This window comes from Conyzicola lurida (genome assembly GCF_014204935.1).
GTDB classification, from domain to species: Bacteria; Actinomycetota; Actinomycetes; order Actinomycetales; family Microbacteriaceae; genus Conyzicola; species Conyzicola lurida.
This window is the reverse complement of record NZ_JACHMJ010000001.1, coordinates 1608083-1628187: the sequence shown is the minus strand read 5'-3', so window position 1 is coordinate 1628187 and position 20105 is coordinate 1608083. Positions and strand designations below refer to the sequence as shown.

Annotated in this window: 20 protein-coding genes and 3 tRNA genes; 20 read left to right on the top strand and 3 right to left on the bottom strand. The window is 67.3% G+C overall.

What is annotated here, in order from left to right; genetic code table 11:
* Nucleotides 1–188: 188 nt before the first annotated feature.
* From HD599_RS07875 to HD599_RS07800, 16 genes are all read left to right on the top strand, one after another.
* Nucleotides 189–260: transfer RNA gene (locus HD599_RS07875), tRNA-Gly, on the top strand.
* 39 nt (nucleotides 261–299) lie between these two features.
* Nucleotides 300–370, top strand: a tRNA-Cys gene (locus tag HD599_RS07870).
* A gap of 26 nt (nucleotides 371–396) precedes the next feature.
* A tRNA-Val gene (locus tag HD599_RS07865) sits at nucleotides 397–468 on the top strand.
* A gap of 198 nt (nucleotides 469–666) precedes the next feature.
* Nucleotides 667–2646: a threonine--tRNA ligase gene (gene thrS, locus HD599_RS17970; RefSeq protein WP_184235640.1), complete on the top strand. Its 1980-nt coding sequence runs from the start codon at nucleotides 667–669 to the stop codon at nucleotides 2644–2646.
* Nucleotides 2646–3203, top strand: a complete 558-nt coding sequence (locus HD599_RS17965) for an HIT domain-containing protein (RefSeq protein ID WP_184235639.1) — start codon at nucleotides 2646–2648, stop codon at nucleotides 3201–3203. The genes thrS and HD599_RS17965 overlap by 1 nt, the downstream gene beginning before the upstream one ends.
* A 45-nt stretch (nucleotides 3204–3248) precedes the next feature.
* Nucleotides 3249–4151, top strand: coding sequence for a pyridoxal 5'-phosphate synthase lyase subunit PdxS (gene pdxS / locus HD599_RS07850; RefSeq protein ID WP_184235637.1), 903 nt, complete (start codon nucleotides 3249–3251; stop codon nucleotides 4149–4151).
* Nucleotides 4141–4743, top strand: a complete 603-nt coding sequence (gene pdxT / locus HD599_RS07845) for a pyridoxal 5'-phosphate synthase glutaminase subunit PdxT (protein ID WP_184235635.1) — start codon at nucleotides 4141–4143, stop codon at nucleotides 4741–4743. The genes pdxS and pdxT overlap by 11 nt, the downstream gene beginning before the upstream one ends.
* Nucleotides 4744–4766: 23 nt before the next feature.
* Nucleotides 4767–5369: a hypothetical protein gene (locus HD599_RS07840; protein WP_184235633.1), complete on the top strand. Its 603-nt coding sequence runs from the start codon at nucleotides 4767–4769 to the stop codon at nucleotides 5367–5369.
* Nucleotides 5370–5413: 44 nt separating this feature from the next.
* A complete protein-coding gene (locus HD599_RS07835) occupies nucleotides 5414–6175 on the top strand; it encodes a YebC/PmpR family DNA-binding transcriptional regulator (protein WP_184235631.1) in 762 nt (253 codons plus the stop codon).
* 3 nt (nucleotides 6176–6178) lie between these two features.
* Nucleotides 6179–6778: a crossover junction endodeoxyribonuclease RuvC gene (gene ruvC, locus HD599_RS07830; protein WP_184235628.1), complete on the top strand. Its 600-nt coding sequence runs from the start codon at nucleotides 6179–6181 to the stop codon at nucleotides 6776–6778.
* Complete coding sequence (ruvA, locus tag HD599_RS07825; RefSeq protein ID WP_184235625.1) at nucleotides 6775–7389, top strand: Holliday junction branch migration protein RuvA; 615 nt, start codon at nucleotides 6775–6777, stop codon at nucleotides 7387–7389. Before ruvC ends, ruvA begins: the two co-directional genes overlap by 4 nt.
* Nucleotides 7386–8408 carry a Holliday junction branch migration DNA helicase RuvB gene (ruvB, locus tag HD599_RS07820; RefSeq protein ID WP_184235622.1) on the top strand — a complete coding sequence of 341 codons (1023 nt, stop codon included), beginning with the start codon at nucleotides 7386–7388 and terminating at the stop codon, nucleotides 8406–8408. The genes ruvA and ruvB overlap by 4 nt, the downstream gene beginning before the upstream one ends.
* Before the next feature lie 70 nt (nucleotides 8409–8478).
* Nucleotides 8479–9000 (top strand): preprotein translocase subunit YajC, encoded by a 522-nt coding sequence (locus tag HD599_RS07815; protein ID WP_184235619.1) that lies wholly within the window; start codon nucleotides 8479–8481, stop codon nucleotides 8998–9000.
* Nucleotides 9001–9097: 97 nt separating this feature from the next.
* A complete protein-coding gene (gene secD, locus HD599_RS07810; protein WP_184235616.1) occupies nucleotides 9098–10834 on the top strand; it encodes a protein translocase subunit SecD in 1737 nt (578 codons plus the stop codon).
* Nucleotides 10834–11871 (top strand): protein translocase subunit SecF, encoded by a 1038-nt coding sequence (secF, locus tag HD599_RS07805; RefSeq protein ID WP_184235613.1) that lies wholly within the window; start codon nucleotides 10834–10836, stop codon nucleotides 11869–11871. Before secD ends, secF begins: the two co-directional genes overlap by 1 nt.
* A 31-nt stretch (nucleotides 11872–11902) precedes the next feature.
* On the top strand, nucleotides 11903–14155 hold the full coding sequence (locus HD599_RS07800; RefSeq protein WP_184235611.1) for a RelA/SpoT family protein: 2253 nt from the start codon (nucleotides 11903–11905) through the stop codon (nucleotides 14153–14155).
* Here the strand turns inward: HD599_RS07800 and HD599_RS07795 are convergent.
* From HD599_RS07795 to HD599_RS07785, 3 genes are all read right to left on the bottom strand, one after another.
* Nucleotides 14134–14703, bottom strand: a complete 570-nt coding sequence (locus tag HD599_RS07795; protein WP_184235608.1) for a type IV toxin-antitoxin system AbiEi family antitoxin — start codon at nucleotides 14701–14703, stop codon at nucleotides 14134–14136. The two genes, HD599_RS07800 and HD599_RS07795, sit on opposite strands and share 22 nt — an antisense overlap.
* A 95-nt stretch (nucleotides 14704–14798) precedes the next feature.
* Nucleotides 14799–16031, bottom strand: coding sequence for a DUF349 domain-containing protein (locus tag HD599_RS07790; RefSeq protein WP_184235605.1), 1233 nt, complete (start codon nucleotides 16029–16031; stop codon nucleotides 14799–14801).
* 92 nt (nucleotides 16032–16123) lie between these two features.
* Entirely contained in the window at nucleotides 16124–16912 is a 789-nt protein-coding gene (locus tag HD599_RS07785) for a peptidylprolyl isomerase (RefSeq protein ID WP_184235602.1), read from the bottom strand.
* Between the two features lie 104 nt (nucleotides 16913–17016).
* Here HD599_RS07785 and HD599_RS07780 point away from each other — a divergent pair, with 104 nt between their 5' ends.
* From HD599_RS07780 to HD599_RS07765, 4 genes are all read left to right on the top strand, one after another.
* Nucleotides 17017–18441 carry a replication-associated recombination protein A gene (locus tag HD599_RS07780; protein ID WP_184235599.1) on the top strand — a complete coding sequence of 475 codons (1425 nt, stop codon included), beginning with the start codon at nucleotides 17017–17019 and terminating at the stop codon, nucleotides 18439–18441.
* A 284-nt stretch (nucleotides 18442–18725) separates the two neighbouring features.
* Nucleotides 18726–19355 (top strand): 30S ribosomal protein S4, encoded by a 630-nt coding sequence (gene rpsD / locus HD599_RS07775; RefSeq protein WP_184235596.1) that lies wholly within the window; start codon nucleotides 18726–18728, stop codon nucleotides 19353–19355.
* Between the two features lie 159 nt (nucleotides 19356–19514).
* Nucleotides 19515–19883: a DUF948 domain-containing protein gene (locus tag HD599_RS07770; protein WP_184235593.1), complete on the top strand. Its 369-nt coding sequence runs from the start codon at nucleotides 19515–19517 to the stop codon at nucleotides 19881–19883.
* 27 nt (nucleotides 19884–19910) lie between these two features.
* Nucleotides 19911–20099, top strand: a complete 189-nt coding sequence (locus HD599_RS07765; protein ID WP_184235590.1) for a hypothetical protein — start codon at nucleotides 19911–19913, stop codon at nucleotides 20097–20099.
* Nucleotides 20100–20105 lie beyond the last annotated feature (6 nt).

The window sequence follows — 20105 nt, the reverse complement described above, 5'->3', positions numbered from 1 at the left end:
CGTCTTGCATATGTCGACGAAAATCACGGGATTGACGGCCGGAAAACTTTATTCCGACAAATTTCTCCGGCCATTCCGTGGAAAATCGGGGCATCCGGGAGATAATCGTGTGTCGTGAGCGTGTCGTGGATTCGCGCGCCTTGAATCTATTGGTTATAGTTTCAAAGCACGCAGAAATGCGCGCAAATGCGGATGTGGCGCAGTGGTAGCGCACAACCTTGCCAAGGTTGGGGTCGCGAGTTCGAATCTCGTCATCCGCTCGAGTGGGAGCAGTCGGTCCGCCGGAGGCTTCCGCCTCTGGTGGAGTGGCCGAGAGGCTAGGCAGCGGCCTGCAAAGCCGTCTACACGGGTTCGAATCCCGTCTTCACCTCGTAAGATAGACAAGTACAAAAGCATGAGCGATTGGCGCAGCGGTAGCGCGCTTCCCTGACACGGAAGAGGTCGCTGGTTCGATCCCAGTATCGCTCACACAAAGACGATGGCCCCGAATACCTCGGGGCCATCGTCGTTTAACCCGTGTCAGGCATCCCGCCCCGCCGAGAAAGACACCGCGGTCGCCTCCGTCCGCACCGCTGACGCGCGCGCCGCGGGTGCGATCGACCGCTGACGGCGCCGATCCCGTCACGCGGCAGGAGGCCGCCGCCCGACAGCACTAAAGTTGTCAGAATGAGTGACCTGAAAACCGGATTCGACCTATTCACCGAGCGCAGCGTCGTCGCTATGCGCGTCAATGGAGAACTGAGGGATCTGGCGACCACGGTCACCGACACCGACGAGGTCGAAGCGGTCGAGATCTCGAGCCCCGACGGGCTCAACATCCTCCGGCACTCCGCCGCCCACGTGATGGCGCAGGCCGTGCAGTCGATCAACCCCGAGGCCAAGCTCGGCATCGGCCCGCCCGTCACCGACGGTTTCTACTACGACTTCGACGTCGAGACGCCGTTCACGCCGGACGACGTCAAGGCGATCAACAAGGCCATGGAGCGCATCGTCAAGCAGGGACAGCGCTTCCAGCGTCGTGTGGTGACGGATGACGCGGCTCGCGTCGAGCTCGCCGACGAGCCGTACAAGATCGAACTCATCGGGCTCAAGGGCGGTGCCGACGGCGCGGCCGAGGAGATCGAACTGGGCGACGACAACGAGAGCGTCGAGGTCGGCGGCGCCGAGCTCACCATCTACGACAACGTCGACGCCAAGACCGGCGAGGTCTACTGGAGCGACCTCTGCCGCGGACCGCACCTTCCCTCCACCCGCCAGCTCGGCAACGGCTGGGCACTGCAGCGCACCGCCGCCGCCTACTGGCGCGGCTCGGAGAAGAACAAGCAGCTGCAGCGTATCTACGGCACGGCCTGGGCGACGAAAGACGAGCTGCGCGAGTATCAGGCCCGTCTCGAGGAAGCCGCCAAACGCGACCACCGCAAGCTCGGCCAAGAACTCGACCTGTTCTCCTTCCCCGACGAGATCGGCTCCGGGCTCGCGGTCTTCCACCCCAAGGGTGGCGTCGTGCGTGCCGAGATCGAGAACTACATGCGCGAACGGCTTGTCGCGAACGGCTACGAGCAGGTCTACTCGCCGCACATCACCAAGGGGACCCTGTTCGAGACCAGCGGCCACCTCCAGTGGTACAAGGACGGCATGTTCCCGGCCATGCACCTCGACGAGGAGACCGACGCCGACGGGCACGTCACCCGGCAGGGCCAGGACTACTACCTGAAGCCGATGAATTGCCCGTTCCACAACCTGATCTTCGACGCCCGGGGCCGCAGCTACCGCGAGCTTCCGCTGCGGCTCGCCGAGTTCGGCACCGTCTACCGGTACGAGAAGAGCGGAACCCTGCAGGGACTGACCCGCGTGCGCGGCCTCACCCAGGACGACGCCCACATCTACGTGACCCCCGACCAGGTGAAAGACGAGATCAAGAGCCAGCTCGAGTTCGTCTTCGAGACCCTGCGCGGCTACGGACTGAACGACTTTTATCTCGAGCTGTCGACCCGCGACCCCGCGAAGTCGGTCGGCTCCGACGAGCAGTGGGAAGAAGCCACCGAGACGCTGCGCCAGGTCGGCGAAGAATCCGGACTCGAGCTCGTGTCCGACCCGGGCGGAGCCGCGTTCTACGGCCCGAAGATCTCCGTGCAGGCGCGCGACGCGATCGGCCGCACCTGGCAGCTCTCGACGGTGCAGCTCGACTTCAACCAGCCCGAGCGCTTCAACCTGCAGTACACCGCGGCCGACGGCACGCGCCAGCAGCCCATCATGATCCACCGTGCGTTGCTCGGCTCGATCGAGCGCTTCTTCGCCATCCTGCTCGAGCACTACGCCGGCGCGTTCCCTGTCTGGCTCTCACCGGTTCAGGTCGTCGGCATCCCCGTCGCCGAGCAGTACGAGGACTATCTGTGGGAGATCCTCTCGACCCTCAAGTCGAAGGGCGTGCGCGTCGAACTCGATTCGTCGAGCGACCGGATGCCGAAGAAGATCCGCAACGCGACACTGCAGAAGATCCCGTTCCAGCTCATCGCCGGCGAAGACGACCGCGCGAACAACGCCGTCAGCTTCCGCTTCCGCGACGGGCATCAGGAGAACGGCATCCCGGTCGAGGACGCGATCGGCCGGATCCTCGAAGCGATCGAGACGAAGGCGCAGGTCTAGTGCGGGACTACGACGGCACCGAGTACGAGAACGTCGAGTCGCTCGACGGTTTCGCCGCGGTCCCCGACGCCTTCCAGCGCCTCTGGACTCCGCACCGCATCGCGTACATCCAGAGCGGGCAGCAGCCGGCCAGCGACGCCTGCCCGTTCTGCGTCGCACCGAGCATGACCGACGAGGAAGCGCTCATCGTCAAGCGCGGCGAGCACGCGTACGTGCTGCTCAACCTGTTCCCGTACAACAGCGGACACCTGCTGGTCTGCCCCTACCGCCATGTTGCGACGTATGACGAGGCCACGACCGAGGAGGTCGCGGAAATCGCTAGTCTCACCCAGGAGGCCATGCGCGTGCTCACGGCGACGTCGAACGCCCAGGGCTACAACATCGGAATGAACCAGGGCCAGCTCGCCGGCGCCGGAATCGCCGAACACCTCCACCAGCACATCGTGCCTCGGTGGAACCACGACTCGAACTTCTTTCCCATCATCGCCGGGACCAAGGCACTGCCGCGGCTCCTCGGCGAGGTGCGCGAGGAAGTCGCGAACGCCTGGCCGGCCTGACCCGAGCCAGACACCCCCCCCACGCCACCACGAGAATCAGGAATCATGAGCACTAGCGAAACGACCGAACTGCAGGGCACGAGCCGCGTCAAGCGCGGACTCGCGGAGATGCTCAAGGGCGGCGTCATCATGGACGTCGTCAACGCCGAGCAGGCGAAGATCGCCGAGGATGCCGGAGCGGTCGCCGTTATGGCCCTCGAGCGCGTCCCGGCCGACATCCGCTCGCAGGGCGGCGTCGCGCGCATGAGCGATCCCGACCTCATCGACGGCATCATCTCCGCCGTCTCCATCCCCGTCATGGCGAAGGCCCGTATCGGCCACTTCGTCGAGGCGCAGGTGCTCGAGGCGCTCAAGGTCGACTACATCGACGAGTCCGAGGTACTGAGCCCCGCCGACTACGTCAACCACATCGACAAGTGGAAGTTCTCCGTGCCCTTCGTCTGCGGTGCGACGAACCTCGGCGAGGCCCTGCGCCGCATCAACGAGGGTGCGGCCATGATCCGTTCGAAGGGCGAGGCTGGCACCGGCGACGTCTCCGAGGCGACCAAGCACATCCGTACCATCAAGGCCGAGATCGCCGCGCTCTCCGCGAAGACCCACGACGAGCTGTACGTGGCCGCGAAGGACCTGCAGGCACCCTACGAGCTCGTGCTCGAGATCGCCCGCACCGGAAAGCTGCCCGTCGTGCTGTTCACCGCCGGCGGAGTCGCGACTCCCGCCGACGCCGCCCTGATGATGCAGCTCGGTGCCGACGGTGTTTTCGTCGGCTCGGGAATCTTCAAGTCGGGCGACCCGGCCAAGCGTGCCGCGGCCATCGTCAAGGCGACCACGTTCTTCGACGACCCGGCCGTCATCGCCGAGGCGTCGCGCGGACTCGGCGAGGCCATGGTCGGCATCAACGTCGCCGACCTCGCCGCGCCCCACCGCCTCGCAGAACGTGGCTGGTAGGCCGCTCGGCCCCGTCGGAGTCCTCGCCCTCCAGGGCGACTTCCGTGAACACCTCGCCGTGTTCGAGGGCCTCGGGGTCGACGCCGTCAGCGTGCGTCGGCCCGAGGACCTCGACCGCGTCAGCGGACTGGTGATTCCCGGCGGCGAGTCGAGCGTGATGGACAAGCTCAGCCGCCTGTTCGGTCTTGCCGAACCGCTGAAGAACGCCGTGGCATCCGGCCTGCCCGTCTACGGCACCTGTGCCGGTCTCATCATGCTGTCGGATTCGGTGCTCGACGCCATCGACGGCCAGCAGACCATCGGCGGATTCGACGTCGTCGTGCGCCGCAACGCGTTCGGATCGCAGCTCGACTCGTTCGAGACCGACCTCGACATCCCGGTGCTCGGCGACACCCCCGTGCACGCGGTGTTCATCCGGGCGCCCGTGGTGGAGAGCGTCGGCGACGGCGTCACCGTGCTGTCGGCACTCGACGACGGCCGCATCGTCGCGGTCGAGCAGGGCAACCTGCTCGGCACGTCGTTCCACCCGGAGATCACGGGGGAGACGCGCTTCCACGAGTACTTCGTCGAGAAGATCCGCGCCAGAGCCTGAAGCCGCCTGAGATAGTTGGGCGTATGAAGTTCTACTCCGATTTCGCCGCCCACCGTTCGAGGCAGATCACCGTCGACGTGCTCGCGGTCGCTTTTATGGCGGCCTGGATCTGGCTCGGCGCCTTCGTCTACTCGCTCGTGCTCGGGCTCAGTGACTTCGGCGTGCAGATGGAAGAGGCAGGAGCGGGCTTTCGCGAGACCATGACGGATGTCGGTGAGAATCTCGGCGACGTGCCGTTCATCGGCGGCGGCATCAGCGCACCGTTCGACAGCGCGAGCTCCGCGGGAGCGACGCTCGAGTCCGCGGGGCAGGCGCAGCAGGACGCGGTGCAGAATCTCGCCACCGGGCTCGGCGTCGGAATCGCGGTGCTGCCGGTGCTGATGATCCTGGTGTTCTGGCTCGTCCCCCGCCTGCGGTTCGCCCGCCGGGCCGGGCAGGCCAAGGCACTCGTCTCAGGAGGCGCCGGGGTGGATCTGCTCGCGTTGCGTGCCCTGTCGAATCAGCGACTGCCGGTGCTCGCCGGCGTCGACGCCGACCCGATGGGGGCATGGCGCCGAGGCGACCCCGAGGTCATGCGGTCGCTGGCCGCCCTCGAGCTGCGGTCGACAGGCGTGCGGCTCACCTGATTCATTGGCGGTCCGGCTGCGCGGCGTTGGTTAGAATATTCAGCATGTCAGGCCACTCCAAATGGGCAACCACCAAGCACCAGAAGGCTGTTAAAGACCAGCGCCGTGCAAAGTCGTTCGCCAAACTCATCAAGAACATCGAAGTCGCAGCCAAGATGGGCGGTGCCGACCTCTCGGGAAACCCGACCCTCGTCGACGCCATCCAGAAGGCCAAGAAGACCTCGGTCCCCAACTCGAACATCGACAACGCTGTCAAGCGTGGCTCCGGCCAGCTCGGTGAAGCGGTCGACTACCAGACGATCATGTACGAGGGCTACGCCGCGGGCGGTGTCGCCCTGCTGATCGAATGCCTCACCGACAACAAGAACCGCGCGGCCGCCAACGTGCGCACCGTGATGAGCCGCAACGGCGGCACCATGGGCGACCCGGGCAGCGTCGCCTACAACTTCAGCCGCAAGGGCGTCATCTCGGTCACGAAGACCGAGGGCACCACCGAGGACGACATCCTCGGCGCCGTGCTCGACGCGGGAGCCGAAGAGGTCAACGACCGCGGCCCCGGCTTCGAGATCATCACCGAGCCGCACGACATCGTCGCCGCGCGCACCGCCCTCCAGGACGCGGGGATCGACTACGACTCCGCCGACGTGGAGTTCGTGCCCGGTCTCACGATCGACGTCGACCTCGAGACCGCGAAGAAGATCTTCCGTCTCATCGACGCGCTCGACGACGACGACGACGTGCAGAACGTCTACGGCAACTTCTCCATCCCCGCCGACGTGCAGGCAGCGCTCGACGACGAGGAGTAGGGCGTGAGCCTGCGGGTGTTGGGCATCGACCCCGGGCTCACCCGCTGCGGCGTGGGTGTCGTCGACGTCACGAGCACGCGCAAGGCGACACTCGTGCACTTCGGCGTCATCCGCACGCCGCCGGACATGCCGCTCGAGCAGCGCCTGCTCGCCATCGGCACCGGCATCGCCGAGCTGATGGACGAACACGAGCCGCACGCCGTCGCGCTCGAAAGGGTTTTCGCCCAGCACAACCTGCGCACCGTGATGGGCACCGCCCAGGCGAGCGGCGTCGCCATGCACATGGCCGCCGCGCGGGGCCTCGCGGTCGGGATGCACACGCCGAGCGAGGTCAAGGCGGCGGTCACGGGTTACGGCTCGGCCGAGAAGGCGCAGGTCGGGTCGATGGTCGCCAAGATCCTCGGGCTCGATTCCGTTCCCACCCCGGCGGATGCCGCCGACGCCCTCGCCCTCGCCATCTGCCACGCCTGGCGGGGTAGCGCGGGCGGCACCGTCGGTGCGTCATCCGTCACCTCGGCTTCCGCGCCCGCGGTCGGGCTCACGCCGGCGCAGCACGCGTGGCGCGCGGCCGAGTCGGCGGCCAAACGTAGGCTGGGCTCATGATTTCTTCCGTGCGCGGCACAGTGCTCGCAGCCCAGGGCTCCACCGCCGTCATCGAGGTCGGGGGAGTGGGGCTCGCGATCCAGGTCACCCCGCGCCACGCGCTCACCCTCCGCGTCGGCAGCGAGGCCTTCCTCCGCACCGCTCTCATCGTCCGTGAGGACGATCTCAGCCTCTTCGGCTTCGCCGAGGCCGACGAGCTCGTGGTCTTCGACCTGCTGCGAAGCGTTACCGGCGTCGGCCCGCGCAGCGCCATGGGCGTGCTCGCCGTGCTCGACCCCGATCAGGTGGCTGCCGCGATCGCCACCGAAGACGACGCCGCGTTCCGCAAGGTCTCCGGAATCGGCCCGAAGACAGCCAAGCTCATCGTCGTGTCGCTCGCCGGAAAGCTCGTCGTGTCACCGAGCACCCGCGCCGCGGCACCGGTCGCCGCCACTCCCGTGCGCGACAGCGTGGTGCTCGCGCTCATCGGCCTCGGCTGGCCCGAGCGCACCGCGCTCCAGGCGGTGGAAGACGCGCATGCGGCGGCCACCGACCTCGAACGCGAGACCATGCAGAGTCTGCTCCGGCTTGCCCTCGCCAACCTCGGCCCGCAGGCGGTGTCGGGTAAGTGAGCGACGACGTCATCAGCCCCGAACCCGAATCGGACGCGGAGCTCGCCTTCGAGGGTGCCCTGCGCCCGCAGTCGCTCTCCGAGTTCGTCGGGCAGCAGAAGGTCCGCGGTCAGCTGCAGCTCCTGCTCACCGCCGCCTCCATGCGCGGCACCACCGCCGACCACATCCTGTTCGCGGGACCTCCCGGCCTCGGTAAGACCACGCTCGCGATGATCGTCGCGCACGAGAGCGGTCGGCCCCTGCGCATGTCCAGCGGTCCCGCCATTCAGCACGCCGGAGATCTGGCGGCCGTCCTCTCGTCGCTCGTTCCCGGCGAGGTGCTGTTCATCGACGAGATCCACCGCATGGCCCGCTCGGCCGAAGAGATGCTCTACCTGGCGATGGAGGACTTCCGTATCGACATCATGGTGGGCAAGGGGGCCGGTGCGACGTCGATCCCGCTCGACCTCGCACCCTTCACGCTGGTCGGCGCCACGACGCGCTCCGGCTTGCTGCCGAACCCGCTGCGCGACCGTTTCGGGTTCACCGCCCACCTCGAGTTCTACGAGACCGGCGAGCTGGAGCAGGTGCTCGTGCGCGCCGCGGCCCTGCTGCAGCTGGACATCGCCCGACCCGCCCTCGCCGAGATCGCCGGACGCAGCCGCGGCACACCGAGAATCGCCAACCGTCTGCTGCGCCGGGTGCGCGACTACGCCATCGTCACCGGCGAGGGCGCGGGAATCGACGCCGTCAACGCGGCGCTCGAGCTCTACGACGTCGACGAACTCGGACTCGACCGGCTCGACCGCGCGGTGATGAACATCGTGCTCAACCGATTCGACGGGGGACCGGTCGGGCTCAACACCCTCGCCGTCTCGGTGGGCGAAGAGGCAGAGACGATCGAGGCGGTCGTCGAGCCCTTCCTCGTGCGCATCGGGCTGCTCATCCGTACCCCGCGGGGCCGCGTGGCCACCCGCGAGGCATGGAAGCACTTCGGCCTGACCAAGCACAACGAGGGCCTCTTCGGGGATGACCTATAATTCACAATGGCCCCTCAGTCGATTCACCTAGACTGACCCGGCCCCCCACGCTTTCCGAGAGGTTTTCCCCATGAACGACACCATCCTTAATATCGCGCTCGTCATCGTGCTCGCGCTCTTCGTGTTCTACGCGTTCCGCAACAGCCGCAAGAACAAGGCGAAGCAGGCCGAGCTCAAGTCGCAGATCGTGCCCGGTGTCGAGGTCATGACGAACTTCGGTCTGTTCGGAACCCTGCTCTCGATCGACGAGGCCAGCAACGTCGCCGAGATCGAGACGTCGCCGGGCAACGTCGTGCGCGTACACCGCCAGACCCTCGCCAAGGTCGTCACCGAGGCCGACGCCGTCGCCGGCGGCGAGCCCCGCTCGGTCGAAGAGGCAATGGAGATCGCGAACCGCGAGGCCGAGGCCCGCGAGAAGGCCGCGAACCCCGAATTCGGCGAGCTCGCCGAGCCCGTTGTAGCGGACAAGGACGAGGTCGTCGTCGTCGACGAGCCCGTGAGCACCGACAAGAACGTTGCCGACACGACCGGGACCGACGAGACCCCCGTCAAGAAGCCCGTCCGCCGCACCACAAAAAAGGTCGACGAGTAACAACCACCCCTGGGTATGGGCGCCTTCCGCATCACAGCGGGAGGCGTCACCGTAAGCGCGAACGCGCTCGCACAGTCATAGAAAGCTGAGTCCGTACGTGGCAAGAACCACCCCGGTAAAGAAGGCCTGGCGTTCGCTGGCCTGGCTCGCCGTCCTCATCGCCGCTCTGATCGGCATCAACGGCGCCGGTGTGGCGTGGGCCGACTGGTCCTGGACCCCCAAGCTCGCACTCGACCTCGAGGGTGGCACACAGATCATCCTCGAGGCGCAGCTCGAAGACGGCCAGACCGTCTCCGGCGAGCAGCTCGCGCAGGCCGTGTCGATCATCCGGCAGCGCGTCGACGCGAGCGGCGTCTCCGAGGCGGAGATCACCACGCAGGGCGACCGCAACGTGGTCGTGTCGATCCCGGGTACCCCCGACGACGCCACCCTCCAGCGCATCCAGTCGTCGGCGAAGCTCGAGTTCCGCCCCGTGCTGCGCACCGAGGCTGCGACCACCGCTGCCGTCGGCGACGACGGCGCGACTGCCACCGCGACGCCCACCCCCACGGACAGCGCGAGCCCGTCGCTCGAGTCGACCCCGACCGCGTCGCCCACGAACGCGAGCGACGAGAGCTGGATCACCCCGGCCCTCGCCGACCAGTACACCAACTTCGACTGCGCGCAACTCGACGCCGAAGGCGCCAACGTCGCCCCCGCCGACGAGCCCCTCGTCACCTGCGACTCCACGGGCACGTCGAAGTTCATCCTCGGCCCGACCGAGGTCGCCGGCAGCACCATCAGCGACGCCACCAGCGGCCTGGTGATGAACAGCCAGGGTGTCAGCACCGGAGCTTGGGGCGTCAACATCGTCTTCGACTCCACCGGTACCGAGCAGTTCACGGATGTCACCACGCGCCTCTACGGCTACGGCGTCGGCGTCGTGCAGAACCAGTTCGCCATCGTGCTCGACGGCCGGGTCATCTCGGCTCCGTCCACGAACGCGATCATCACCGACGGCAAGCCGCAGATCAGCGGCTCGTTCACGCAGGAAGAGGCGAAGACCCTCGCCGACCAGCTGAAGTTCGGCGCCCTGCCGATCGGCTTCGAGGTGCAGAGTTCCGAGGTCATCTCGGCGACGCTCGGTTCCTCGCAGCTGCAGAGCGGTCTCATTGCCGGTCTCATCGGTCTGATCCTCGTCTTCATCTACTCGTTCTTCCAATACCGCCTGCTCGGTATGGTCACCGTCGCCTCGCTCGTCGTCGCCGCGGTCATCACCTACTTCGTCCTCGTGATCATGTCGTGGCGCGAGGGCTACCGCCTCTCGCTCGCCGGCGTGGCCGGTGTGATCGTCGCCATCGGATTCACGGCCGACTCGTTCATCGTCTACTTCGAGCGCATCCGCGACGAGCTGCGTGATGGCAGGGCCCTCGTCTCCGCCGTCGAAGCGGGCTGGAAACGCGCGCTCCGCACCGTCGTGGCCGCGAAGGGCATCAACCTGCTCTCCGCCGTCGTGCTGTTCATCCTCGCGGTGGGCAACGTGCGCGGTTTCGCGCTCACCCTCGGTGTGACGACCATCATCGACGTCATCGTCGTGGTGCTGTTCACCCACCCGGTGCTGCAGCTGCTCGCCACCAACAAGTTCTTCTCCAGTGGGCACAAGGCGACCGGGCTCGACCCGAACGGCCTCGGTGCCGTGTACCGGGGGCGCGCGCAGTTCCGCACCCCCACGCTCGTCGGGGCCAAGTCCGGTGCCGGCAAGGAAGCACTGCGTCGGCAGACCATCGCCGAGCGCAAGGCCGCCGAGCGCGCCGGTACCTCCACCGATAGCAACGTTGACGGGAAGGACTCCTGATGGGCGGCTTCGCCAAGTTCGGCAATGACCTCTACACGGGGGCACGGTCGTTCGCGTTCGTCGGCAACCGCCGCATCTGGTACATCATCGCCGCGGTCATGATCATCGCCTCCGTCGTCGGCCCCGCCATCCGCGGTGGATTCGTCTTCGGTATCGAGTTCCGTGGAGGGTCCGAGTTCCAGGTCTCCGAGATCGCGAACCTCGACGACGACCTCATCGCCAACCAGGACCTCGCCACCGCGACCGTCGAGGACGTCGTCGCCGACGCGTCCCCCCGCGTCACGACGGTCGGCAACGACGGGCTGCGTGTGCAGACCGAGCAGTTGACCAACGACGAGACGTCCGCCGTCGCCGACGCGCTGGCCGAGGCCTTCGACGTCCCGCCGACGCAGGTCACGGCATCCTTCATCGGCCCGTCGTGGGGCGCGGACATCACCACCTCGGCGATCCGCGCTCTCGTGGTCTTCCTCGTGCTCGCCGCCATCGTGATGGCGCTCTACTTCCGCACGTGGAAGATGTCGGTCGCCGCGATCATCTCACTCGTGCACGACGTGATCATTACCGCGGGTGTCTACGGCATCCTCGGGTTCGAGATCACCCCGTCGGCGGTGATCGGATTCCTCACGATCCTCGGCTACTCGCTCTACGACACCGTCGTGGTGTTCGACAAGATCAGGGAGAACACGACGGAGGACGGCGACAACTCGACCCGCACCTTCGCCGAGTCGGTCAACCTCGCGGTCAACCAGACCCTGGTGCGCTCGATCAACACCGGTGTCGTCGCGGCACTGCCCGTCGGCGCCATCCTGTTCATCGGTGCCGCAGTGCTCGGCGCGGGCACGCTGCGCGACATCGCCCTCTCGCTGTTCATCGGTATCCTCATCGGCACCTACTCGACGATCTTCGTCGCGGCGCCGATCTACTCGCAGCTGCGGGAGAACGAGCCCGACATCCTCAAGCGCACCAAGCGTCTGCTGGCCACGCGCGAGAAGGCGGGCACCCCGGCGGTCGTAGCGACGAGCGAACCTGCCAACTGACGCGCGACTACAATTGGCGGATGAGACGCGCATGACCGACACCACTCCCACCACCGCCTCGCTGCGGAGCCTGATCCCGAGGATCTTCTCGCGGGCCCAGCCAGCGGGGGCGGTCGACCGTCTCATCAAGACCGTCCGGCTGCACCACCCGAAGGCCGATATCGCGCTCATCGAGCGCGCGTACTCTGCCGCCGAGCTGGCGCACCGGGGCCAGAAGCGTCGCAGCGGCGAGCCGTACATCACCCACCCGGTGGCGGTCGCGCAGATCCTCGCCGACCTCGGTATCGGTTCCAAGACGATCGCGGCGGCCCTGCTGCACGACACCGTGGAAGACACCGACTACGAGCTCGACACTCTGCGTCACGACTTCGGCGACGAGATCGCCATGCTCGTCGACGGCGTCACCAAGCTCGACAAGCTGAAGTACGGCGACAGCGCGCAGGCCGAGACGGTGCGCAAGATGGTCGTCGCGATGTCGAAGGACATCCGCGTGCTCGTCATCAAGCTCGCCGACCGCCTGCACAACGCCCGCACCTGGGGCTTCGTCAGCGAAGAGACCGCCACCCGCAAGGCGAAAGAGACGCTCGAGATCTACGCGCCCCTCGCGCACCGTCTCGGTATCCAGACCATCAAGTGGGAGCTGGAAGACCTCTCCTTCTCCGTGCTCTACCCGAAGCTCTACGTCGAGATCGAGAGCCTCGTGCGCCAGCGCACCCCGCAGCGCGAAGAGTTCGTGCAGCAGGTCATCGACTCGGTGAACGACGACCTCAAGTCGTCGAAGATCAAGGGCTCCGTCGCCGGCCGCCCGAAGCAGTACTACTCGATCTACCAGAAGATGATCGTGCGCGGACGCGAGTTCGACGAGATCTACGACCTCGTCGGCATCCGCGTGCTCGTCAACTCGGTGCGCGACTGCTACGCGGTGCTCGGTTCGATCCACGCCCGGTGGAACCCGATCCCCGGCCGCTTCAAGGACTACATCGCGACCCCCAAGTTCAACCTGTACCAGTCGCTGCACACGACGGTCATCGGTCCGCAGGGGCGGCCGGTCGAGATCCAGATCCGTACCCAGGAGATGCACCAGCGCGCCGAGTTCGGCGTCGCCGCGCACTGGAAGTACAAGGAGCGCGTCAACGGCGGCCGCGGTTCGTCCAGCGCCCTGCAGGACGACGGCGACATGGCCTGGCTCGCCCACATCTCCGACTGGGAAGCCGAGACCAGCGACCCCGACGAGTTCCTCGACTCGCTGCGCTTCGAGATCGGCGCCAAAGAGGTCTACGTCTTCACGCCGCAGGGCAAGGTCATCGGCCTGCCCGCCGGCGCGACCCCGGTCGACTTCGCCTACGCCGTGCACACCGAGATCGGCCACCGCACCATGGGTGCCAAGGTCAACGGCCGGCTGGTGCCGCTCGAGAGCGAGCTGAACAGCGGCGACTCGGTCGAGGTCTTCACCTCGAAGAACCCCGACTCGGGCCCGAGCCAGGACTGGCTGAACTTCGTCAAGTCGCCGCGGGCCCGCAGCAAGATCCGCGGCTGGTTCACCAAGGAACGGCGCGACGAGGCCATCGAGCAGGGCAAGGACGCCATCGCGCGGGCCATGCGCAAGCAGAACCTGCCGCTGCAGAAGCTCATGAGCCAGGACTCGTTCAACGACGTCGCGGCCCAGATGCGCTACGAAGACGTCTCGGCGCTCTACGCCGCCGTCGGCGAGGGCCACGTCTCCACGCAGTCGGTCATCGAGAAGGTGCTCGCCACCATCACGTCGGAGGCCGAGAACGAGGACTCCGAGCTGACCTTCGCCTCGCAGCGCCGCTCGAGCAAGATCCGCAACGCCGATTCGGGAGTGCTCGTGCGCGGAGCGCCCGACATCCTCGTCAAGCTCGCCAAGTGCTGCACGCCCGTTCCCGGCGACTCGATCGTCGGCTTCGTGACGCGAGGCGCCGGTGTGTCGGTGCACCGTGGCGATTGCAAGAACGTCAAAGAGCTCATGACCGAGCCCGAGCGCATGATCGACGTCGAGTGGGCGCCGTCGTCGAAGAGTCTGTTCCTGGTGCAGATCCAGGTGGAGGCCCTCGACCGGTCCGGACTGCTCTCCGACGTCACCCGCGTGCTCAGCGAGAACCACGTCAACATCCTCTCGGCGACCGTCTCCACCTCCAACCAGCGACTCGCGCTCTCGCGTTTCGTCTTCGAGATGGGCGACACGACGCACCTCGACCGCGTGCTCAACGCGGTGCGGCGCATCGACGCCGTGTACGACGTCTACCGCGTCAACTCGGGATAACCTCCCTCCACCGCCTGGCAGATGCGCGCCCACGCGCGCGTCTTGCCGGGCAGGTTGCGGCGTCGGTCGAGCGCGCCCCGGCAGTCGGCGAGGCTGAGCCGATCGAGGTCCAAGAGATTCCGGATGACGCGGGCCTCCGTCACCCCGAACGCCGACGAGAACCGCGCGAGGTCCGCCACCGTGCGCAGGGGAGTGGTGACCCGCACGCCGCCGGGTGCCGCGATCTCGTCGGCGTCGATGACCACCTCGCGCACCGCCGCGGCGCCGGGCACGGCGAGCCGGGCGCGCTCGGTGCTGCCGGCGCACAGCTGGTGCCGCGCGGGCGGGTCGTTCGCCGCACCCCAGATCCACGCGGCGCTGAGCTGCTCGGCGATGAGCCGCGGCGACCACCCGCGGGCGGCGGCACCGGCCCGGTCGGCGGGGCCCACACGCACGTCGATCGGCGCGAAACCGCCGTCGACCGCCACCAGCTCTCCATCGAGCCGTGCGGCGTGGAGCTCGGCGAGCGGAAGGTCTCCGACATGCAGAACGGGGGCGAGTCGTGCCATGCATCGATGATGATCTCGATGCACACGACCCGCCCCCGTCCGGGCGTAGACGGTGAGAATCTCCCTCCTGTGGAGATCTCGCCGGCTAGTTCTGCCTAGTTCTTGATCGCGCCCAGCCAGAGCTTGCGGGCGTCGAGAGCTTCCTGGGCCTCGGCGACCTTCTTCTTGTCGCCGGACGCCTTCGCGTCGGCGAGTTCGCGCTCGAGCTTCGCGATCGCATCGTGCAGCTGGCTCGCGAGCCCCTCGGAACGGGCCTGCTTCTCGGGGTTGCTCTTCTGCCAGTGGTCTTCGTCGAGCTTGCGCACGGCGGCCTCGACCTTGCGGATCCGGTCGTCGACGGACTTGACCTTGTCGCGGGGGACCTTGCCGATGGCGTCCCAGCGGCGCTGGATCGACATCAGCGTCTCTTTGGCCTTGACCCGGTCGGTCGCGGTGAGGAGCGGCTCGGCCTCGGTCAGCAGTTCGAGCTTCTGCGCGAGGTTGGCCTCGAATTCGACGTTGTCGATCGCTTCGACCTCGGACTTCGCCGAGTAGAGTTCGTCGCCGGCGGCCTTGAACTTGGCCCAGAGCGAGTCGTCGAGCTTCTTGCCGGCGCGGCCGGAGAGCTTCCACTCGTCGAGAAGCGCGCGGTAGGCGGGAATTCCGTCGACACCCTTGGGCACGAGGGCCTCGGCCCTCTCGACGAGAGCCTGCTTACGGGTGCGTGCGTCGCGGTGCACAGCGTCGAGCTCGGAGAAGAACGCCTTGCGGTGGGTGTCGATCGTCGACCGGGCGGCGCGGAAACGCTTCCACAGGTCGTTGCTCTCGTTCTTGGGGAGGCGGGGGCCGTCGGCCTGGTGCTTCTGCCAGCGGGCGAAGATGTCGTCGATCGCGGCGGTCACCTGCTTCCACTGCGCCTTCGCGGGATCCTGCGCGGCGAGGGTCTCGGCCTCGACGACGAGGGCGGTGCGCTCAGCCACGGCTGCCGCGACGGCCGCCTTGGATTCCTCGTTCTGCTTCTCGGTGAGCTCGCTCACGGCACCGCTGAGGGCCTCGAGGCGTCGCTGCAGCGATGCGAGGTCGCCCACGGCGTTCGCGGTCGCGATCGTCGCGGAGAGGGTCTTGACGGCCTTCGACACGTCGGCGGCGGAGGCCGCGCGCTTCGTGCGCTGCTCGAGCAGGGTTACCTGACCGGCCAGTTCGACGTACTTGCGCTCGAAGTAGGCGAGTGCTTCTTCGGGGGTGCCGTCGGGGTACTGCCCGACGGCGCGTTCGCCGGATTCCTCGCGGACGAAGACGGTGCCCGTCTCGTCAACGCGTCCCCAGGGAGCCTGATCGTTTGATACCACGTGATTTCACCTTGCTGCTCGTGCCGGTGGTCACCGGCCGGGTTCCAGCCTAGGCCACTGGCCCGGAGCTGGATTATTCGAAATGATTCGGGTTACTGAATCGTTGCCGCGGTGATGGTCGTCGGCACGTTCGGCGCACCGTCGGTGGCGCCATCCGCAATGCCGCCGTCGATGACGCCGGTCTGCAGAGCGTCGAGCCCGCTGGTGACGGTGCCGATGACGCTGTAGCCGCCCGCGGTGTCGCTCGGGATCGTGGTGTCGCCGAAGACGATGAAGAACTGGTGGCCGTTGCTGTACGCGTCGTCGGAGGCGCGGGCGACGGCGATGGTGCCGGTCGTGTACACGTCGTCGGCCGGGGCGTTCTCGATCGGTCCGTACGAGTAGTCGGGGTCGCTGGCGCCGGTACCGTCGAGCGAGCCGCACTGCAGGACCTTGAAGCCGTCGCTGTCGGCAAGGCGGTGGCAGGTCTTGCCGACGAAGTAGCCGTTCTGCACGTCGCCGATGAAGGAGGCGACGGCCTGCGGGGCGGCGGCGCCGTCGAGAGAGACACCGAGCGGGATGTCGTTAAGGGTGATGTCACCGGTCCAGGTGCGGGCCTCCGCGACCGAGACGTCGGGCACGTCGCCGACGTTGGCGCCCTCGGGGTCGGCCGTCGCCGACGAGGAGGGAGTGGCTTCCGGGGTCCCGGGCCCGCCGTTGAAGTAGAACAGCTGCGTGCCGGTGGCCAGGGCGATCACGACGAGGGCGCCGAGGGCGGCGATCACGTTGTCGCGACGGCGGCGCTTGACCTTGTGGGCGTGGACTTCCTGGCGGGCGTTGTACAGCTTGAGGCGCTCCCGCGCCTCGCGGGCGTCGCGTTCCTGGTTTTTACTCGCTGCCACAGTTCCTCCAGAGAACGTCCGACCGGCTTGTGCCTCATGAACTTTACGATGCCGACGCGGGGGCGACCAAATGAGCGTCGGTGCCCGCCGTTAGCATTGCGGGTATGAACGCCCAGCCAGGACTCCGCAGCGGGGCGACTCCACTCGCGGTGCGTATGCGCCCGACCACCCTCGACGAAGTCGCCGGCCAGCGGCACCTGCTGCGGCCCGGTTCGCCGCTCGTCAGCCTCGCCACCGACAAGTCGGGGGAGCAGGGGTCGGTCTCGATCATCCTCTGGGGCCCTCCCGGCACGGGCAAGACGACGCTGGCCAAGCTCGTCGCGCACAGTTCGGGCCGCAACTTCGTCGAGCTCTCGGCCGTCACCGCGGGTGTGCGGGACGTGCGCCAGGTGATGGAGGAGGCGCTCTCCCGTCGCGACCTCTACGGCATCTCCACCGTCCTCTTCCTCGACGAGATCCACCGCTTCACCAAGGCCCAGCAGGACGCGCTCCTGCCCGGGGTCGAGAACGGCTGGGTCATCCTCGTCGCGGCGACGACCGAGAACCCGTCGTTCTCCGTCATCTCGCCCCTTCTTTCCCGCTCTCTCCTTCTCACGCTCGAACAGCTCACCGACGACGACCTCGGCGCCGTTATCGACCGCGCCGTCAGCGACCCCCGCGGGCTCGACGGCACGATCGTGCTCGACCCCACGGGCCGCGAGGCGATCATCCGCCTCGCGTCGGGTGACGCGCGGCGCGCGCTCACCGCCCTCGAGGCCTCGGCCCTCAGCGCCTCCGGCGAGTCCGTGGCGGCGCAGGCCGAGTACGACCGCGAGACGGCGACGCTCGACCTCGACGAGGACGACGACGACGTGGATGGCGTCGACGACGCTCCCTCCGCGCCCGCCGAGCTGCCGGTCGTCACCGGCGATACCGTCTCCCGCGCTGTCGACCGCGCCCTGCTCCGCTACGACCGCCAGGGCGACGAGCACTACGACGTCATCAGCGCGTTCATCAAGTCGATCCGGGGATCCGACGCCGACGCGGCACTCCACTATCTGGCGCGCATGATCGAGGCGGGGGAGGACCCGCGCTTCATCGCCCGCCGCATCATCATCAGCGCCTCCGAAGACATCGGTCTCGCCGACCCGCAGGCGCTCGTTATCGCGGTGGCGGCCGCCGACGCCGTGCAGTTCATCGGCATGCCCGAGGGCCGCATCCCGCTCGCGCAGGCCGTGGTGTACCTCGCCACCGCGCCGAAGTCTCCCGCTTCCTACATCGGCATCGACAAGGCCATCGCCGACGTGCGCGCGGGCAAGATCGGCCGCGTGCCCAAGCCGATCCGCGACGCGCACTATGCCGGCGCCAAAAAGCTCGGCCACGGCAAGGGCTACCTGTACCCGCACGACTACGACATCGGCGTCGTCGAGCAGCAGTACCCGCCGACCGAGCTGCTCGGGGCGCGGTACTACGAGCCGACCGAGCACGGCAACGAGCGCGAGGTGTTCGCACGCTGGGCGAAGCTGCGGCGGATCATCCGCGGGAAGTGATGGCCGTCGGGGATTGAGTAGGCCGCCCGCGCCCGTATCGAAATCTGGTTTCGGTACACGCCGCAGACGGCGTTACTCAACCAGCGGGGCCGCATGCTAGTCTTGATCCGCCTAACACCGGTTTTTCGCGCACGGCTGCTGCGACATCCCGGTCAAGGAGCCTCTGGTCTGTAGCCGACCGGACTCCGCGGCAAATCCCTCTACTTTCATCGGTCTTGTTTTGCGCGCGCACGAGTGCTCGCGAGCAGCCGGTTTTCCCGTTGGATTTATCTGAAAAGGACACTGTGTCTACTAAGTCACGTACCCGTAGCAAGACCCGCCTGTCGCGCGCGCTGGGCATCGCCCTCACGCCGAAGGCGGCCAAGTACCTCGAGAAGCGTCCGTACGCTCCGGGTGAGCACGGCCGCACCAAGCGCAAGCAGGACAGCGACTACGCCGTCCGTCTGCGCGAGAAGCAGCGTCTGCGCGCCCAGTACGGCATCCGCGAGGCCCAGCTCAAGATCCAGTTCGAAGAGGCACGTCGTGCCGCCGGCCTGACCGGTGAGAACCTGGTCGAGCAGCTCGAAATGCGTCTCGACGCGATCCTGGTCCGTTCGGCAATCGCCCGTACGACCGCTCAGGCTCGCCAGCTGATCGTGCACCGTCACATCCTGGTCGACGGCCAGCGCGTCGACCGCCCGTCGTTCCGCGTCAAGCCCGGCCAGCTCGTGCACGTGCACGAGAAGAGCGAAGGCCTCGAGCCCTTCCAGGTCGCAGCTGCCGGCGGACACGTCGACCTGCTCCCGAAGCTCCCCCCGTACCTCGAGGTGGAGCTCGACAAGCTGCAGGCGCGCCTCGTGCGTCGCCCGAAGCGCGTCGAAGTTCCCGTGACGTGTGAAGTCCAGCTCGTCGTCGAGTACTACGCGGCTCGCTAGCCGAACCCGATTTACGAGAGAAGGACCGTGGCGAAAGCCGCGGTCCTTCTTTTTTAACCGCCGGGATGCCGCGGGCAGCTGCAACCCGGCAACGCTCGACCCCCGCGCCCGTTAGGGTGATTTCTGGCACTACGGCCGCAGAACACAAGGAGACACACAATGACTGGTGGAGACATCGCCGGCCTCATCGCCGCGGGTATTTTCGCGATTCTGGTGGGTCTGCTCGCCATTCCGCTGGTCAAACTGGGGCGGGTGTTCGACGAGACGAGCAAGGCGATCCGCGACCTCGGCGAGAACGTCACGCCCCTCCTCGAAGAGGCGACGACCACGATCAGCGAGTCGAACAAGCAGCTGGGCCGGGTCGACACCATCACGAGCGACATCGCCGAGACCACGGGCAACGTGACCGCACTCGTGTCGCTCTTCGCGGCATCCGTGGGTGGCCCTCTCATCAAGGTGGCCGCCTTCTCGGCCGCCGTGCGCGCGGGCATCAGCGGACTGAAGCCCCGCGGCAAGCGCAAGAAGTAAGCTGGAAACGACCTCTAGGGAGACAGAATGAAAAACGTACTGTGGCTCATCGTCGGTGTCGGCGTCGGATTCGTCGCCGCCCACCAGATCGCCAAGACGCCCCAGGGCAAGCAGTTCTTCGACGACGTCAACGGCAAGGCCCACGACTTCGGCAACGCCATCGTCGAGGGCTACAAGCAGCGCGAGGCCGAACTCCGCGCCGTCGTCTCCGACTAATCCCAC

Coding starts and splice junctions, on each gene's coding strand:
- HD599_RS07815 (WP_184235619.1), top strand. CDS start 8,479: ATGAACGACACCATCCTTAATATCGCGCTCGTCATCGTGCTCGCGCTC.
- HD599_RS07765 (WP_184235590.1), top strand. CDS start 19,911: ATGAAAAACGTACTGTGGCTCATCGTCGGTGTCGGCGTCGGATTCGTC.
- secF (WP_184235613.1), top strand. CDS start 10,834: ATGGGCGGCTTCGCCAAGTTCGGCAATGACCTCTACACGGGGGCACGG.
- HD599_RS07835 (WP_184235631.1), top strand. CDS start 5,414: ATGTCAGGCCACTCCAAATGGGCAACCACCAAGCACCAGAAGGCTGTT.
- HD599_RS07840 (WP_184235633.1), top strand. CDS start 4,767: ATGAAGTTCTACTCCGATTTCGCCGCCCACCGTTCGAGGCAGATCACC.
- HD599_RS07770 (WP_184235593.1), top strand. CDS start 19,515: ATGACTGGTGGAGACATCGCCGGCCTCATCGCCGCGGGTATTTTCGCG.
- thrS (WP_184235640.1), top strand. CDS start 667: ATGAGTGACCTGAAAACCGGATTCGACCTATTCACCGAGCGCAGCGTC.
- pdxS (WP_184235637.1), top strand. CDS start 3,249: ATGAGCACTAGCGAAACGACCGAACTGCAGGGCACGAGCCGCGTCAAG.
- HD599_RS07795 (WP_184235608.1), bottom strand. CDS start 14,703: ATGGCACGACTCGCCCCCGTTCTGCATGTCGGAGACCTTCCGCTCGCC.
- HD599_RS07800 (WP_184235611.1), top strand. CDS start 11,903: ATGACCGACACCACTCCCACCACCGCCTCGCTGCGGAGCCTGATCCCG.
- HD599_RS07780 (WP_184235599.1), top strand. CDS start 17,017: ATGAACGCCCAGCCAGGACTCCGCAGCGGGGCGACTCCACTCGCGGTG.
- ruvA (WP_184235625.1), top strand. CDS start 6,775: ATGATTTCTTCCGTGCGCGGCACAGTGCTCGCAGCCCAGGGCTCCACC.